General features: G+C 59.3%; 10 protein-coding genes, 2 tRNA genes and 3 rRNA genes. 3 read left to right on the forward strand and 12 right to left on the reverse strand.

Translation table 11 applies throughout. The annotated features are described in order from the left end of the window. Positions 1-56: 56 nt before the first annotated feature. The 3 genes from CV_RS20235 to CV_RS20245 all read right to left on the reverse strand — a co-directional run bounded on the left by CV_RS20235 (position 57) and on the right by CV_RS20245 (position 2,696). Positions 57-1,502, reverse strand: a complete 1,446-nt coding sequence (locus CV_RS20235) for a hypothetical protein (protein WP_011137640.1) — start codon at positions 1,500-1,502, stop codon at positions 57-59. 74 nt (positions 1,503-1,576) lie between these two features. Next, positions 1,577-2,314 (reverse strand): GNAT family N-acetyltransferase, encoded by a 738-nt coding sequence (locus tag CV_RS20240; RefSeq protein ID WP_052278882.1) that lies wholly within the window; start codon positions 2,312-2,314, stop codon positions 1,577-1,579. Further along, complete coding sequence (locus tag CV_RS20245; protein ID WP_011137642.1) at positions 2,304-2,696, reverse strand: rhodanese-like domain-containing protein; 393 nt, start codon at positions 2,694-2,696, stop codon at positions 2,304-2,306. The genes CV_RS20240 and CV_RS20245 overlap by 11 nt, the downstream gene beginning before the upstream one ends. Positions 2,697-2,791: 95 nt before the next feature. Here CV_RS20245 and CV_RS20250 point away from each other — a divergent pair, with 95 nt between their 5' ends. Together CV_RS20250 and CV_RS20255 are read left to right on the forward strand one after the other, a co-directional pair. After that, positions 2,792-4,246, forward strand: coding sequence for a PLP-dependent aminotransferase family protein (locus CV_RS20250; RefSeq protein ID WP_011137643.1), 1,455 nt, complete (start codon positions 2,792-2,794; stop codon positions 4,244-4,246). Further along, on the forward strand, positions 4,243-4,743 hold the full coding sequence (locus CV_RS20255; protein ID WP_011137644.1) for a DUF523 domain-containing protein: 501 nt from the start codon (positions 4,243-4,245) through the stop codon (positions 4,741-4,743). The genes CV_RS20250 and CV_RS20255 overlap by 4 nt, the downstream gene beginning before the upstream one ends. A gap of 206 nt (positions 4,744-4,949) precedes the next feature. On the opposite strand, the gene rrf is transcribed toward CV_RS20255, so the two are convergent. From rrf to CV_RS20280, 5 genes are all read right to left on the reverse strand, one after another. Continuing rightward, positions 4,950-5,064, reverse strand: a 5S ribosomal RNA gene (gene rrf / locus CV_RS20260). A gap of 124 nt (positions 5,065-5,188) precedes the next feature. Beyond that, positions 5,189-8,077: ribosomal RNA gene (locus tag CV_RS20265) — 23S ribosomal RNA — on the reverse strand. Between the two features lie 253 nt (positions 8,078-8,330). Next, positions 8,331-8,406: transfer RNA gene (locus CV_RS20270), tRNA-Ala, on the reverse strand. Positions 8,407-8,492: 86 nt separating this feature from the next. After that, a tRNA-Ile gene (locus CV_RS20275) sits at positions 8,493-8,569 on the reverse strand. 182 nt (positions 8,570-8,751) lie between these two features. Then, a 16S ribosomal RNA gene (locus tag CV_RS20280) occupies positions 8,752-10,287 on the reverse strand. Together the 16S, 23S and 5S rRNA genes with 2 tRNA genes alongside form the textbook arrangement of a ribosomal RNA operon. 391 nt (positions 10,288-10,678) lie before the next feature. Between CV_RS20280 and CV_RS20285 the strand changes: the two genes are divergently transcribed. After that, positions 10,679-11,314 (forward strand): pyrimidine 5'-nucleotidase, encoded by a 636-nt coding sequence (locus CV_RS20285; RefSeq protein ID WP_011137645.1) that lies wholly within the window; start codon positions 10,679-10,681, stop codon positions 11,312-11,314. Between the two features lie 68 nt (positions 11,315-11,382). Here the strand turns inward: CV_RS20285 and CV_RS20290 are convergent, their stop codons facing one another. The 4 genes from CV_RS20290 to CV_RS20305 all read right to left on the reverse strand — a co-directional run bounded on the left by CV_RS20290 (position 11,383) and on the right by CV_RS20305 (position 15,379). Next, entirely contained in the window at positions 11,383-12,447 is a 1,065-nt protein-coding gene (locus CV_RS20290) for an ABC transporter substrate-binding protein (RefSeq protein WP_011137646.1), read from the reverse strand. Positions 12,448-12,609: 162 nt separating this feature from the next. Next, a complete protein-coding gene (locus CV_RS20295) occupies positions 12,610-13,404 on the reverse strand; it encodes an ABC transporter permease (RefSeq protein WP_043596832.1) in 795 nt (264 codons plus the stop codon). Then, positions 13,397-14,290 (reverse strand): ABC transporter permease, encoded by an 894-nt coding sequence (locus CV_RS20300; RefSeq protein ID WP_223938117.1) that lies wholly within the window; start codon positions 14,288-14,290, stop codon positions 13,397-13,399. Before CV_RS20300 ends, CV_RS20295 begins: the two co-directional genes overlap by 8 nt. A gap of 3 nt (positions 14,291-14,293) precedes the next feature. Then, entirely contained in the window at positions 14,294-15,379 is a 1,086-nt protein-coding gene (locus tag CV_RS20305) for an ABC transporter ATP-binding protein (RefSeq protein WP_011137649.1), read from the reverse strand.

The following is a 15,379-nucleotide window of genomic DNA, read 5'->3' on the forward strand; positions in this document are numbered from 1 at the left end:
AAACAAAAGGGGCCTATGGCCCCTTTTGTTTTTGGCACGCCCGCAGGCGGGGCCGCTCAATGCAGCCGCGCGACACTCTGCGACAGCGGAATGCCCGCATCCTTCAGGCAGTCGGCCAGATCGCGCCAGCTCGCGTCGCGGTCGGGAGCCACGTCCGGCACCACCAGCCACGGCACGCGGGCGGCGATTTCTTCGCTGCCTTTCACGCGCAGTCCGACCTCGTAGCCCTGAATCTCCGGCTGATACTCGGCCACCGCTTCCAACTGCTCGATGCCGCCCTGGCTCGTCGCCAACAGCGCCACCGAAATGCCCAGGCGCTTGCGGTTCCAGGCGCGCATGCCGCTGGACAGGGCCTCCCACCATGGCAGCGGCGCGAACAGCTCGGCTTCGCCATACTCCATTTCGGCGGCGATCGCCTGCTGCACCAGCGGCATCGCCGCATCCAGCGCGCGGCGCGCCAGGCGGCGCGCGCGCTCCGGCGGCAGCGCGCCGCGCTCGACCAGGAATGGAATCCAGCTCATCACCAGCTGCGGCTCCGAGGTTTTGCTCGCCGCCTCAAAGGTTGCCCGCGACGACTCCGGATCCAGCGGCGCGAAATCGCAGCCGGCATCCATCACCTGCGCCAGCTGTACCAGATCCTGGCAAGCGCGCTCGTTCAGCATGTCCACGGTGAACAGGGTCGGGGAAATCCACAAAATGGACTTTTCCGGCACCTCCAAGGCGTCGGCCAGCGCCACCTCCAGCGACTCCAGCCTCGGGAAATGCCACCAGACTCCGCCCTGGCTGCGGGAAAAGGCGAACGGCAACGCCCACAATTCGAACGACACCACATTGCCGTCCTTGCGCATCACCTCGGGAAAGGCCACGGTGTCGCGCGCGCAGCCCACCAGCAATTGGCGCGCGGCCGGCTCCGCCATCAGCGACAGCTGCGCCTCGGTGAACACCGCCTGGTCGCCGGCCATCAGCGCCATTTGCACCGCGGCCGCCAGTTGCGCCAACTCCATGGGCTTGCCCACCGCCTGGCGCGCTTGTTCCGCCAACCTGCCGACCGCCTGCTGGCGCTCGGCCGGCGGCAAGGGCTTGGTCGGACCGGCGCGCATTTCGCGCGGCTCCGGGCCGGCCGCGTCGCGGTCGGCGTAAGCCTTGTGCAGGCGCTGATAAACGCGCATCGCCTCGTCGCAGATTTCCTGCAGCTCACCGACGCTGGGTTCGATCTCGTCGTAGAAATTGAAGTCGAACAGCTTCAGCCGCAGATTGCAGACATAGACGGTGAGATTCTCCTCCTCGTCGAACAACACCGCGCTGGCCAGGCCATCGCGTTCGCGGCCGGGAAAGTCGGTATCGTCATTGCCTACCAGGCGGCAGACAAAGGCGGGGGATTCGGTATGCACCAGATACTCGGCGCCCTCCAGCCCCTGCTCGTCGACGGCATCGCCGAAAATGAAGCGGTTGGGCAGGTAAGGCTCGCCCCGAATACGGGCATTGCGCGGCAGGGATTTCATCAGGCAACACTATCTACGTTTACAAGCATCTATTGTAGCGCCGCCATCCTCAGGCTAGAAGCCCGCCGCGCGATTTACGACTGCGCCGCAACAATCTGCGACAAACGGCTTCGCTGCCTGCCGCCCGCGTCGAAATTGTCCTCATCCAACCAGGCTTCCAATGCGGCGCGCCTCGCCGGCCACTCGCCATCCAGGATAGAGAACCACGCCGTGTCGCGATTGCGGCCCTTGTTGACGCGCGCTTGCCGGAACAGGCCCTCGAAGGTGAAGCCCAGCCGCAGCGCCGCCTTGACCGACGGCGCATTCTGCGCGTCGCATTTCCATTCATAACGGCGGTAGCCCAACTCGAAAGCGCGGCGCATCATCAGGTACATCGCCTCGGTCGCCTGCCGGCTGCGCTGCAATCTGGGCGAGAAATTCAAGAATCCCACCTCGATGCTGCCATCTTCCGGCGCGATGCGCAGATAACTGCACAAGCCGATCGCCGCGCCATCCGCCTGGTCGACGATCGCATAGAACTGCGGGTCGTCCCGCAGGGAATTCGCGCTCACCCACTGCAGCCAATCCTCCAGGCAAGGAAAAGGGCCATGACTGAGGTAAGTCCAGTTCGCGCCGCCTGGAATCTTATGCAGTTCGTCGAATAGTTGCTCTCCGTGCCGCGCCCTGTCCAGCGGCTCCACGCGACAGTACCGGCCCTCCAGCGTTTGGCGCGGCGGGTGACGCGCGCCTGGCCACGCCACCCGCATGCCCACCATCTGGCCGTTCGCATTCGCTTCCGCCGGCTGCGCCAACGCATCCCAGTCAACACGCATCGCACACCTCCTTGCCGCAGCCTTTGTCTCGGGTGGTCGCATAGCCGTCCCGCTTCCACCAATCCAGGCCACCCTGCAGCTCCTTCACTTTGAAACCTAGCTGGGTCAGCCTCAACGCGCCCTTGGTCGAGCCGTTGCAGCCTATGCCGTCGCAAAATGCCACCAAGGTGATATCTCGCGGCAGATCGGCGGTGTTCTCCGCGGTCATGAGCCGATGGGGGCGGCTCAATGCGCCGGGTATGGTTTCGTGATCGAACGCCTCAACACTGCGGGTGTCGATCAACAGCAATGACCGGTCGCCGCCGGCAAGCGCTTGCGCGACATCGGCGGCATCGATCTCATAGGCCAGCTTGGCCTCGTAAAACTCCTGTTGGCTGATCATGGCGCCCACTCCTTGGTTTGTTTGGCAATGCTGGTATGCTAAGCGGAAAGTCATCATGAAAATAGCTCCACTTCTCTCATTCTGACGGAACCACTTTGGACAATGATTGGATAGCCGATTACCTGAGGCCGAGGCTGGCGCGCGACAACGGCGAACACCTGTCGCGACAGCTCTACCGCCAGCTGCGCGAACTGATAGGCCAACGCCGGCTGGCTGGCGGCAGCGTACTGCCCGCTAGCCGCGCGCTGGCCCAGGCCATGCAGCTGGGGCGCAATACCGTGCTCTCCGCCTACGACCAATTGGCAGCCGAAGGCTATCTGGAAAGTCGCCACGGCTCCGGCACCTACGTCTGCGACGTCTTCACCAACAGTACCTCGCAAACCAGCCATTCCACCGCGCCTGCGCGCCCACTCTCCCAGCGCGGCCAACGCCTGACCGCAAGCAGCCGGCTGCCGGTCCGCAAGCTCGGCGCCTTCGTGCCAGGCCTGCCTGAACTGGAACTGTTCCCGCACAAGGCATGGCAACAGTGCCTCGCCAGGCAACAGCGCTCGGCGCCGCTGGAATGGCTGCATTACCAACATCAGGGAGGCCTCCCGGCATTGCAAAGCGCTCTGATCCAATATCTGTACCTGACCCGCTCGGTCCGCTGCGAACCGGAACAAATCATCATCGCCCCAGGCGCCCAAAACGCATTGACGCTGTTGGCCCAGTTGCTGGCCGACCCAGGCGATGCCATCTGGCTGGAAGAGCCCGGCTACGCTGGCGCGCAAGCCGCCATGCAGGCCGCCGGCCTCCGCTGCCAAGCCATCCGCGTGGACGAGCAAGGCTTGCGTCCGGATCCGGAGGCGGCCCCTCCCCGCATCATCTATGTCACGCCGGCCCACCAATATCCGACCGGCGCAGTGATGGCGCTGCCGCGCCGGCTGGAACTGCTGGCGCATGCCCGCCGCCACGGCAGTTGGATAATAGAAGACGACTACGATGGCGAGTTCTGCTATGCCTCGGCCCCGCTGGCCGCGTTGCAAAGCCTGGATCGGGATGGCCGAGTGATCTATCTCGGCACCTTCAGCAAGGTCATGTTCCCCAGCTTGAAGCTTGCCTACCTGGTGCTGCCCCCCGAATTAGTCGATTCTTACCGCCGCTGCCAGGCCAGGTTGCAAGGCGAAGGCAGCTATCTGCAACAGGCCGCCGTCGCGGACTTCATCGCGCAGGGGCATTTCGCCCGCCATATCCGACACATGCGCGAGCTGTACCAGCGCCGCCAGCAGCTGCTGAAGCATGCGGCAGACCAATATCTGGGACACGCCATGTCGCTTCATGGCGGCGACGCCGGCATGCATCTTCTGGCCGAACTGCCGGACGGCTTTGATGAATGGGAACTGCAGGCTGCCGCAGCCGAGCGCCTGTTGTGGCTCAGGCCGTTGGCCCGCCACTTCCTAGATACCCCATACCGCAACGGATTGGTATTGGGTTACGCCGGCATCGACGATCACGCTATCCGCCCAGCCGTGCAACAATTGGCTGACTTGCTGGAAACGAGGCTGAAATGAAGAAACCGACGCTGTTGGTCAGCGCCTGCCTGCTGGGGCAACCTGTACGCTACGATGGCCAATCCAAACCGCTCTCCAGCCCGCAATGGGAAGCCCTGAGGCAACGCTGGGACCTGATCCCAGTCTGTCCGGAATGCCTGGGCGGGCTGCCCACGCCCAGACCGGCAGCGGAGATTATCGACGGTGCCGGCGACGATGTGCTGGATGGAACAGCCCGAATCCGGACCGGCAATGGCTCCGATGTCACCCAGGAATTCATCGCCGGCGCGCAGCGCGCGCTGGAAATCGCCAGAGAAAGCGGCTGCGCGCAGGCCTTGCTGAAAGCCAATAGTCCATCTTGCGGCAATCGACAGATTTACGATGGCAGTTTTTCATCGCGCCTGCGCGAGGGGCAAGGCGTGGCCGCCAGCTTGCTGAGCCAACATGGCATCAGGGTATGGAACGAGGAGGACATTGGAACGCTGTTGAATCGGCAGGACGGTCAAGCATCAGAATAAATAGCACAGGCGTGCCGAAAGCGGCATCGTGTCATTAGAAAAGCCCTGGAAACAGGTTGAGCTACGAGCTTCCCTGCGACACGGCAATAAAAAAACCCCGCCAGGCAACTGGCGGGGTTTTTCATGGAAACGGGCAGGAAGTCGCGCGATCCGCGCGCACAATGCAAAAACCCCAGCTCGTCTGAGCTGGGGTTTTGCGTATGGGCGTCTGGCGGTGTCCTACTTTCACATGGCGAATGCCACACTATCATCGGCGCTAAGGCGTTTCACGGTCCTGTTCGGGATGGGAAGGCGTGGGACCACCTCGCTATGGCCACCAGACATAAACTGGTCAAACTCAAGAAGCCTGAACCAGAGATCCTCTCTGATTCTGAATATTCGGTATCTGATCGTGTCGCACACACGCTATCTTCGCGCCTTGGATTCTCCAAGCCACTCAAATGATAGGATCAAGCCTCACGAGCAATTAGTATCGGTTAGCTTCACGCCTCACAGCGCTTCCACACCCGACCTATCAACGTCCTGGTCTCGAACGACTCTTCAGGGAGGTCAAGCCTCCAGGGAAGTCTCATCTTCAGGCAAGTTTCCCGCTTAGATGCTTTCAGCGGTTATCTCTTCCGCACTTAGCTACCCGGCAATGCGACTGGCGTCACAACCGGTACACCAGAGGTGCGTCCACTCCGGTCCTCTCGTACTAGGAGCAGCCCCCGTCAAACTTCCAACGCCCACTGCAGATAGGGACCAAACTGTCTCACGACGTTTTGAACCCAGCTCACGTACCACTTTAAATGGCGAACAGCCATACCCTTGGGACCGGCTACAGCCCCAGGATGTGATGAGCCGACATCGAGGTGCCAAACACCGCCGTCGATGTGAACTCTTGGGCGGTATCAGCCTGTTATCCCCGGAGTACCTTTTATCCGTTGAGCGATGGCCCTTCCATTCAGAACCACCGGATCACTATGTCCTGCTTTCGCACCTGCTCGACTTGTCGGTCTCGCAGTTAAGCTACCTTTTGCCATTGCACTATCAGCACGATTTCCGACCGTACCTAGGTAACCTTCGAACTCCTCCGTTACACTTTGGGAGGAGACCGCCCCAGTCAAACTGCCTACCATGCACTGTCCCCAATCCGGATCACGGACCAAGGTTAGAACCTCAAACACACCAGGGTGGTATTTCAAGGACGGCTCCACCAGAACTAGCGTCCTGGCTTCAAAGCCTCCCACCTATCCTACACAAGTCTGTTCAAAGTCCAATGCAAAGCTACAGTAAAGGTTCACGGGGTCTTTCCGTCTAGCAGCGGGGAGATTGCATCTTCACAAACACTTCAACTTCGCTGAGTCTCAGGAGGAGACAGTGTGGCCATCGTTACGCCATTCGTGCGGGTCGGAACTTACCCGACAAGGAATTTCGCTACCTTAGGACCGTTATAGTTACGGCCGCCGTTTACCGGGGCTTCGATCAAGAGCTTGCACCCCATCACTTAACCTTCCGGCACCGGGCAGGCGTCACACCGTATACGTCCACTTTCGTGTTGGCACAGTGCTGTGTTTTTGTTAAACAGTCGCAGCCACCGATTCTCTGCGACCTCTCAAAGCTTCGAACGCGAAGTCCTACACTCTAAGAGGCATACCTTCTCCCGAAGTTACGGTATCAATTTGCCGAGTTCCTTCTCCTGAGTTCTCTCAAGCGCCTTAGAATTCTCATCCTGCCCACCTGTGTCGGTTTGCGGTACGGTTCTTGTGTAGCTGAAGCTTAGTGGCTTTTCCTGGAAGCGTGGTATCAGTCACTTCAGGTCCGTAGACCCTCGTCATCACGTCTCGGCGTTAAAGAAGGGCGGATTTGCCTACCCCTCACGCCTACCGGCTTAAACAGACTATTCCAACAGTCTGATGACCTAACCTTCTCCGTCCCCACATCGCACTACACAAAAGTACGGGAATTTTAACCCGTTTCCCATCGACTACGCTTTTCAGCCTCGCCTTAGGGGCCGACTCACCCTACGCCGATGAACGTTGCGTAGGAAACCTTGGGCTTTCGGCGAGCGGGCTTTTCACCCGCTTTATCGCTACTCATGTCAGCATTCGCACTTCTGATATCTCCAGCATCCCTTACGAGACACCTTCACAGACCTACAGAACGCTCCCCTACCACGGACACTTACGTGCCCATCCGCAGCTTCGGTTATCAGTTTGAGCCCCGTTACATCTTCCGCGCAGGACGACTCGACCAGTGAGCTATTACGCTTTCTTTAAATGATGGCTGCTTCTAAGCCAACATCCTGGCTGTCTAGGCCTTCCCACTTCGTTTACCACTTAACTGATCATTTGGGACCTTAGCTGGCGGTCTGGGTTGTTTCCCTCTTGACGATGGACGTTAGCACCCACCGTCTGTCTCCCATGCTCGCACTTTCCGGTATTCAGAGTTTGCCATGGTTTGGTAAATCGCAATGACCCCCTAGCCATAACAGTGCTTTACCCCCGGAAGTGATACATGAGGCACTACCTAAATAGTTTTCGGGGAGAACCAGCTATCTCCGAGTTTGTTTAGCCTTTCACCCCTATCCACAGCTCATCCCCTAGTTTTGCAACACTAGTGGGTTCGGACCTCCAGTGCGTGTTACCGCACCTTCATCCTGGCCATGGATAGATCACTCGGTTTCGGGTCTACGCCCAGCAACTAAGACGCCCTATTCGGACTCGGTTTCCCTACGCCTCCCCTATTCGGTTAAGCTTGCTACTGAACGTAAGTCGCTGACCCATTATACAAAAGGTACGCAGTCACGGAACAAGTCCGCTCCCACTGTTTGTATGCATCCGGTTTCAGGTTCTATTTCACTCCCCTCCCGGGGTTCTTTTCGCCTTTCCCTCACGGTACTGGTTCACTATCGGTCGATCACGAGTATTTAGCCTTGGAGGATGGTCCCCCCATCTTCAGACAGGATTTCGCGTGTCCCGCCCTACTTCTCGTACGCCTAGTCCTTGGAATGTGTTTTCGTGTACGGGGCTATCACCCACTATGGCGGTCCTTTCCATAACCTTCCACTAACACAATCCATAACACGTACAGGCTGTTCCGCGTTCGCTCGCCACTACTTACGGAATCTCGGTTGATTTCTGTTCCTCGAGTTACTTAGATGTTTCAGTTCACTCGGTTCGCCTCCACTGACCTATGTATTCAGTCAGGGATCTCCTTGCGGAGGGGTTTCCCCATTCGGACATCGCGGGATCAAAGCTCTATTGCCAGCTCCCCCGCGCTTTTCGCAGGCTTACACGTCCTTCATCGCCTGTGATCGCCAAGGCATCCACCAGATGCACTTAGTCGCTTGACCCTATCATTTCAGTAACCTAAATCACCAAAACGACGGAGCGTGTTTGTGCGACGACTGCACCGCCCCTTTTGATATGGCGACGCAGCCTTAGATACAATCAAATACCCAAGATGACGATTTGTCCGCGTAAAGAGTTAACTCTACGCTTTCATCTCGCCGTCTTATATATTCGGCTTCTTCAGTTTGTTAAAGATCGGGCGTTTTACAACGCAAACAAAATCAAACTTCTCAATTCGATTTTGTTTGCGGCGTATGGTGGAGGATGACGGGATCGAACCGACGACCCCCTGCTTGCAAAGCAGGTGCTCTCCCAACTGAGCTAATCCCCCTCTTTTTGGGTGATGCTGCGTTGCTCAGTCGCTCATGTGCATGAGCACACTTCGCTTCTTCGCGCCTTGCCTGACCCAAAAAATACTGGTGGGTCTGGTAGGACTCGAACCTACGACCCCTGCGTTATCAACACAGTGCTCTAACCAGCTGAGCTACAAACCCAGTAGTCGTTTGATACCACATCCTTTTCGATCAAAATCAAGCAGATCCAGGCGAAAGCTGACGACGTGTACATCGAGTACACGAGGAGGCTTTCAACGCAGAGCTGCGCAGATTTTCATCGAAAATGCCCTTAACTTGAATAACCGATAGGCTGTAAGTACTTGGCAATCGCCAGTCTCTAGAAAGGAGGTGATCCAGCCGCAGGTTCCCCTACGGCTACCTTGTTACGACTTCACCCCAGTCATGAATCCCACCGTGGTAAGCGGCCTCCTTGCGGTTAGCCTACCCACTTCTGGTGAAACTCACTCCCATGGTGTGACGGGCGGTGTGTACAAGACCCGGGAACGTATTCACCGCAGCATGCTGATCTGCGATTACTAGCGATTCCGACTTCACGCACTCGAGTTGCAGAGTGCGATCCGGACTACGATCGGTTTTCTGAGATTAGCTCCACCTCGCGGCTTGGCAACCCTCTGTACCGACCATTGTATGACGTGTGAAGCCCTGCTCATAAGGGCCATGAGGACTTGACGTCATCCCCACCTTCCTCCGGTTTGTCACCGGCAGTCTCATTAGAGTGCCCAACTGAATGATGGCAACTAATGACAAGGGTTGCGCTCGTTGCGGGACTTAACCCAACATCTCACGACACGAGCTGACGACAGCCATGCAGCACCTGTGTTACGGCTCCCTTTCGGGCACCAAGCCATCTCTGGCAAGTTCCGTACATGTCAAGAGCAGGTAAGGTTTTTCGCGTTGCATCGAATTAATCCACATCATCCACCGCTTGTGCGGGTCCCCGTCAATTCCTTTGAGTTTTAACCTTGCGGCCGTACTCCCCAGGCGGTCAACTTCACGCGTTAGCTACGCTACCAAGGATTCAAACCCCCAACAGCTAGTTGACATCGTTTAGGGCGTGGACTACCAGGGTATCTAATCCTGTTTGCTCCCCACGCTTTCGTGCATGAGCGTCAGTGTCATCCCAGGGGGCTGCCTTCGCCATCGGTATTCCTCCACATCTCTACGCATTTCACTGCTACACGTGGAATTCTACCCCCCTCTGACGCACTCTAGCTGTGCAGTCTCCAATGCCGTTCCCAGGTTAAGCCCGGGGCTTTCACATCAGACTTGCACAACCGCCTGCGCACGCTTTACGCCCAGTAATTCCGATTAACGCTCGCACCCTACGTATTACCGCGGCTGCTGGCACGTAGTTAGCCGGTGCTTATTCTTCAGGTACTGTCATCCCCGCCGGGTATTAACCAGCGGGATTTCCTCCCTGACAAAAGTCCTTTACAACCCGAAGGCCTTCTTCAGACACGCGGCATGGCTGGATCAGGGTTGCCCCCATTGTCCAAAATTCCCCACTGCTGCCTCCCGTAGGAGTCTGGGCCGTGTCTCAGTCCCAGTGTGGCGGATCATCCTCTCAGACCCGCTACTGATCGTCGCCTTGGTGAGCTCTTACCTCACCAACTAGCTAATCAGACGTCGGCTGCTCGTATAACGCGAGGTCTTTCGATCCCCCGCTTTCCCCCTCAGGGCGTATGCGGTATTAATCCGGCTTTCGCCGAGCTATCCCCCATTACACGGTACATTCCGACGCATTACTCACCCGTTCGCCACTCGTCAGCGGTGCAAGCACCCTGTTACCGTTCGACTTGCATGTGTAAAGCATGCCGCCAGCGTTCAATCTGAGCCAGGATCAAACTCTTCAGTTCAATCTCTTAGCAATTTCTGGCACGCAAGTTCAAAGAAATAACTGGTATTTCCTATCTCTTGCAGTGCAAGTATTTGGCTTTCGCCAAGCACTTACACCTATCGGTTATTCGTTCTGTTAAAGAGCAGTGCTGGTCGCTGCGTCGTCATCACCGGAACCGTTTCGTTTCCGCTGTTTCGTTCGCTGCGTCAGCTGAGGAGGCGAACTATACGCCCCGACCCCGGACCCGTCAACACCTTTCTGCAAAGAAATTGAAAAAATCTGGTCAAACCACTGTAAACCGCTGATAACAATAGAAACAGGATTTGAAGCTGCCATGCAATGGCCTCCACTAGCCTGCCGGCCGCCATGAATGGATAATCTGCGGTCCACCTTTTCATGCAGCATCGAACGTGAACCACAAGACCTGGATCTTCGACCTCGACGACACCCTCCACCACGCCAGCGGCGGCATCTTCGACCATATCAACAAGCTGATGACCGAATACATGATGCGCCAACTCGGCGTGGACGAGGCGGAGGCCTGCGCGCTGCGCTCCCGCTACTGGGCCCAGTACGGCGCGACCATGCACGGCCTGTCCACCCATCACGGCATCGATCCGCAACAGTTCCTGATCGAGACCCACCCGGTGGAGGTATTGGAACAGTGGCTGCAATTCGAAGACAGGCTGGCGGAAAACCTGAGCGCGCTGCCCGGCCGCAAGATCATCCTGTCCAACGGACCGCAGCATTACGTGGAAGGCATCCTGCAGCGGATGCGGATACAGCATCATTTCGAATCGGTATACGGCGTGGAGCGGCTGAACTATGTGCCCAAGCCTCACCTTGACGCTTTCCAGACCGTCCTGGCACGCGAAGGCCTGAATCCCGCTCACTGCATCATGGTGGAGGATTCGCTGCCCAATCTGCTGACGGCGAAGGAGCTGGGCATGACCACGATCTGGGTAAGCCGCGAGCCGCGCAAGCCGGCGCACGTCGATCACCGCGTCGAGAAGATCAGCCAGTTGCTGCGGCTACACCTGGACTGACCCAGCACACATATATAGAAAAAGGCCGGGAAACTTCCCGGCCTTTTTGCTGAATCGCGCGGACCCTCTTACTTCAGCTTGATCTCGGACCACACCTTGTTCAGCTCGCGGCGATCCTTGGCGTTCAGATCGTGCAGCTGCTGCAGGCGCGGCAGGTCGGTGCTGGTCGGGAAGATCGCCGGGATCTTGGTCAGCTCGGTCTTGACGAACTTGCCGGCGGCGGCGTTCGGATTGCCGTTGCCCATCTCGTTGGTCAGGCCGGCGGCGTTCTTGCCGTCCAGCATGAAGTTGATGAACTTGTAGGCCAGATCCTTGCGCGGCGCGTCCTTCAGCACCACGAAGTTGTCCAGCGACAGGGTATTGCCTTCCTTCTGCAGGCTGAAGTTCAGCGCGAAAGCGCGCTTGGCCTTCTTGGCGTCCTGCTGGGCCTGGAACATGTCGTTGGAGTAGCCGAAGGCGACATAGATGTTGCCGACGGTCAGTTCCTTGATGTAGGACTGGTTGTTGAAGGCTGCCCAGTACGGCTTGGCCTTCAGGATCACGTCGCGGGCGGCTTTCCAATCGGCCGGGTTAGTGGAATTGGCCGGCTTGCCCAGATACATCAGCGCGGCGGCGATCAGCTCGCGCTGCGAATCCAGCACCGTGACCTTGCCCTTGATCTTGGCCAACAGCGCCGGATCGAAGATCAGCGCCCAGCTATTCACCTTGTCGGCCAGGCCCAGCTGCTTCAGCTTGGTTTCGTTGTAGCCGATCAGGGTGGTGGTGAACGCGTACGGGGCGGAGTACTTGTTGCCCTTGTCGAAGAAGCTGTTCAGGTAACCCGGGTTCAGGTTCTTGAAGTTGGGCAACTGCGCCTTGTCCAGGGGCTGGGCCTTGCCCTGCTTGATCAGCGCGTCGACGGCGAAGCCGGTCGGCACCACGATGTCGTAGCCCTTGGCGCCGGCGGCCAGCTTGGCCAGCAGTTCTTCGTTGTCACCGTAGTAATCCTGCACCAGCTTGCACTTGCAATAGGCCTCGAAATTCTTGGCCGCGCTCTCGGACAGGTAGTTGTTCCAGTTGTACAGATGCAGCTCTTCGGCGGCGAACGCCTGGGTGGAGGCCGCCAGCGCCAGCATCGCGAGGATCTTCTTCATATCGTTTCCTTTGTATTGCACAGCTTGGTGATACTACGAGAAAACCGGGAGACACCCCCTTGCGTCGCCCGGGTGCGGCGGCGACGGCAAGGCATTATGCTGCAACGCAAAACGCCTTGCCGCCGGGTCGGCCATTCGGCCGGGCGGCTCGCGCCGCCCCGTTCAGCTGTTGGCGCGCAGCGCGCTCGGCGAAACCTTGGTGGCGATCACGATCAGCGCCAGCGTCAGCAGCATCAACAAGCTGGATACTGCGTTCACTTCCGGCGTCACCGCGATCTTGATCATCGAATAGATCTCCAGCGGCAGCATGCTGGCGCCGGCGCCGGCGGTGAAGAAGGTGATCACGAAGTCGTCGATGGACAGCGTGAACGCCATCAGCGCGCCGGCGATGATGCCGGGCTTGATCACCGGCAGCGTGATCAGGCGGAAGGCCTGAAACGGCGTGGCACCCAGATCGCGCGCCGCCTCGACCAGGCTGTCGTCCATGCCCTGCATCCGCGCCCGCACCACGATGGCGACGAAGCCGATGCAGAAGGCGATGTGCGACAGCAGGATGGTGACGAAGCCCAGCTCCAGGATGCCGATCAGCTGGTTGACGATGACGAAGAAGATCACCAGGCTCACCCCCATCAGCAGCTCGGGGATGGCGATCGGCGTCAGCACCAGGAAGGGCAGCAACCTCAGCTTGTACTTATGCAGCGCGATGCCAGCCAGCGTGCCCAGGATGGTGGCGAAGAAGCTGGCGATGATGCCGATCAGCAGCGAGTTGCCGGCCGCGGTCAGCATCTTCTCGTTGTGGAACAGCTTCTGGTACCACTTCAGCGTGAAACCCACCCACTCGGCGTTCAGCCGCGAATCGTTGAACGAGTACAGCACCACGATGACCAGCGGCAGGTAGAGGAACAGATAGGTCAGGCCGGCCGAAGCCCACAGCCATTTCGATTGTTTCTTAGCCACGCGCCTTCCCCTTTCTGGCCACCACGGCCCCCAGCACGGCGATCAGCAGCACGCCGCCGGTCAGCATGATCGACAGCACCGAGCCGAACGGCCAATCGCGGGTGTCCAGGATCTGCTGCTTGATCAGGTTGCCTATCATGATGGACTCGGTGCCGCCGAGAATGTCCGGAATGGCGAACATGCCCAAGGCCGGGATGAACACCAGCGCCGAACCGGCGAACACGCCGGGCAGGCTCAGCGGCCAGGTCACGCGCCAGAAGCGCTGCCAGGCGTTGGCGCCCAGATCCTGCGCGGCGTCGAGCAGGGCCATGTCGTGCTTTTCCAGGTTGGCGTACAGCGGCAGCACCATGAAGGGCAGATGCACGTAGACCAGGCCGACGATCACCGCGAACGAGGTGAACAGCAGCCGCACCGGCTCGAAGCCCAGCGTGGTCAGCACCAGGTTCAGCGCCTTGGTGAACGCCGACTGCGGCCCCAGGATGATCATCCACGCGTAGATGCGGATCAGGAAGTTGGACCAGAACGGCAGGATCACCAACAGCAGCAGCAGGTCGCGGTACTTCTTGCCGGAGCGGGCGATCAGCCAGGCCAGCGGATAAGCCATCAGCAGGCAGACCACGGTGGTGGTCAGCGCGTAGCCGGCCGACTTGATGAACAGCTCGATGTACAGCGGCTCCTCCACCAGGCGGTGGAAATTGTCCAGCGTCAGCTGCCAGACGCGCTGGCCGTCCTCGATGGTGAACAGCGGCGCCAGGCCGCCGTAGTCGCCGGGCTGGCGGAACGCGGCCACCAGCATGATCAGCGACGGAATCAGGAAGAACAATACCAGATACAGCAAGGGGGGCCAGGACAGCGCCCACTTGCCGAAACGATCACGCATCGCCATCGCTTACTCCGTCAGGAAGCTGCCGGCGTCGAAGCGCCAGGCGATCTCGACCACGTCGCCGTCGTCGAAGAACTTGGCCACGCCGGGAATGTTGTTGGGCTGCATCGCCTCCACCAGCACGCCGTCGGCCACCTCCACCACGTAGAGGGTGACGTCGCCCAGGTACAGGCAATCATGGACGCGGCCCTTAAAATAGGCCTCGTCCGGCAGTTCCGGCAACTCCTTGTCCAGCTTCACCTTCTCCGGCCGCAGCGCCAGCCAGCCCTGCTGGCCTTCCTTGACGCCCGCCACCGCCTGGCACTTGACGTCGCCGCAGCCCTTCAGCGCCACGGTCATGGCGTCGCCGTGCAGCGCCTTGACCGTGCCTTCCAGCACGTTGCACTGGCCGAGGAAGTCGGCGACGAAGCGGTTCTTCGGATAGCTGTACAGCTTCTCCGGCGCGTCTAGCTGCTCCACCTTGCCGTGGCTCATCACCGCGATGCGGTGCGACAGCGCCAACGCCTCGCCTTGGTCGTGGGTGACGTAGACGAAGGTGATGCCCACTTCCTTCTGCAGATTGATCAGCTCGATCTGCATTTCCTCGCGCAGCTTGGCGTCGAGGGCGGACAGCGGCTCGTCCAGCAGCAACAAGCGCGGACGGTCCACCAGCGCGCGGGCGATGGCCACGCGCTGGCGCTGGCCGCCCGACATCTCGTGCGGATAGCGGTCGCCGAACTGGGTGAGACGCACGTCTTCCAGCAATTCATCCACCTGGGCGGCGATCTTGCGCTTGTCCCACTTGGCCATCTTCAGCGGGAAGGCGATGTTCTCGCGCACCGTCATGTGCGGGAACAGCGCGTAGCTCTGGAACACGGTATGCACCGGACGCTTCTCCGGCGCCACCTGCGACATGTCCTGGCCGTCCAGCAGAATCTGGCCGGCGTCCGGTTGTTCGAAACCGGCCAGCATGCGCAGCAAGGTGGTCTTGCCGCAGCCGGAGGGTCCCGGCAGGGTGAAGAACTCGCCCGCCTCGACCGACAGGCTGACGTCGTTGACAGCCGTGTAGTCGCCGAAGCGTTTGACCACATTTTTGATTTCCAGGAGAGCCAT

Origin of the sequence: Chromobacterium violaceum ATCC 12472 (assembly GCF_000007705.1) — a bacterium.
Classification (GTDB): Bacteria; Pseudomonadota; Gammaproteobacteria; order Burkholderiales; family Chromobacteriaceae; genus Chromobacterium; species Chromobacterium violaceum.

Coding starts and splice junctions, on each gene's coding strand:
- CV_RS20305 (WP_011137649.1), bottom strand. CDS start 15,379: ATGGCTCTCCTGGAAATCAAAAATGTGGTCAAACGCTTCGGCGACTAC.
- CV_RS20240 (WP_052278882.1), bottom strand. CDS start 2,314: ATGCGTGTTGACTGGGATGCGTTGGCGCAGCCGGCGGAAGCGAATGCG.
- CV_RS20255 (WP_011137644.1), top strand. CDS start 4,243: ATGAAGAAACCGACGCTGTTGGTCAGCGCCTGCCTGCTGGGGCAACCT.
- CV_RS20300 (WP_223938117.1), bottom strand. CDS start 14,290: ATGGCGATGCGTGATCGTTTCGGCAAGTGGGCGCTGTCCTGGCCCCCC.
- CV_RS20245 (WP_011137642.1), bottom strand. CDS start 2,696: ATGATCAGCCAACAGGAGTTTTACGAGGCCAAGCTGGCCTATGAGATC.
- CV_RS20290 (WP_011137646.1), bottom strand. CDS start 12,447: ATGAAGAAGATCCTCGCGATGCTGGCGCTGGCGGCCTCCACCCAGGCG.
- CV_RS20235 (WP_011137640.1), bottom strand. CDS start 1,502: ATGAAATCCCTGCCGCGCAATGCCCGTATTCGGGGCGAGCCTTACCTG.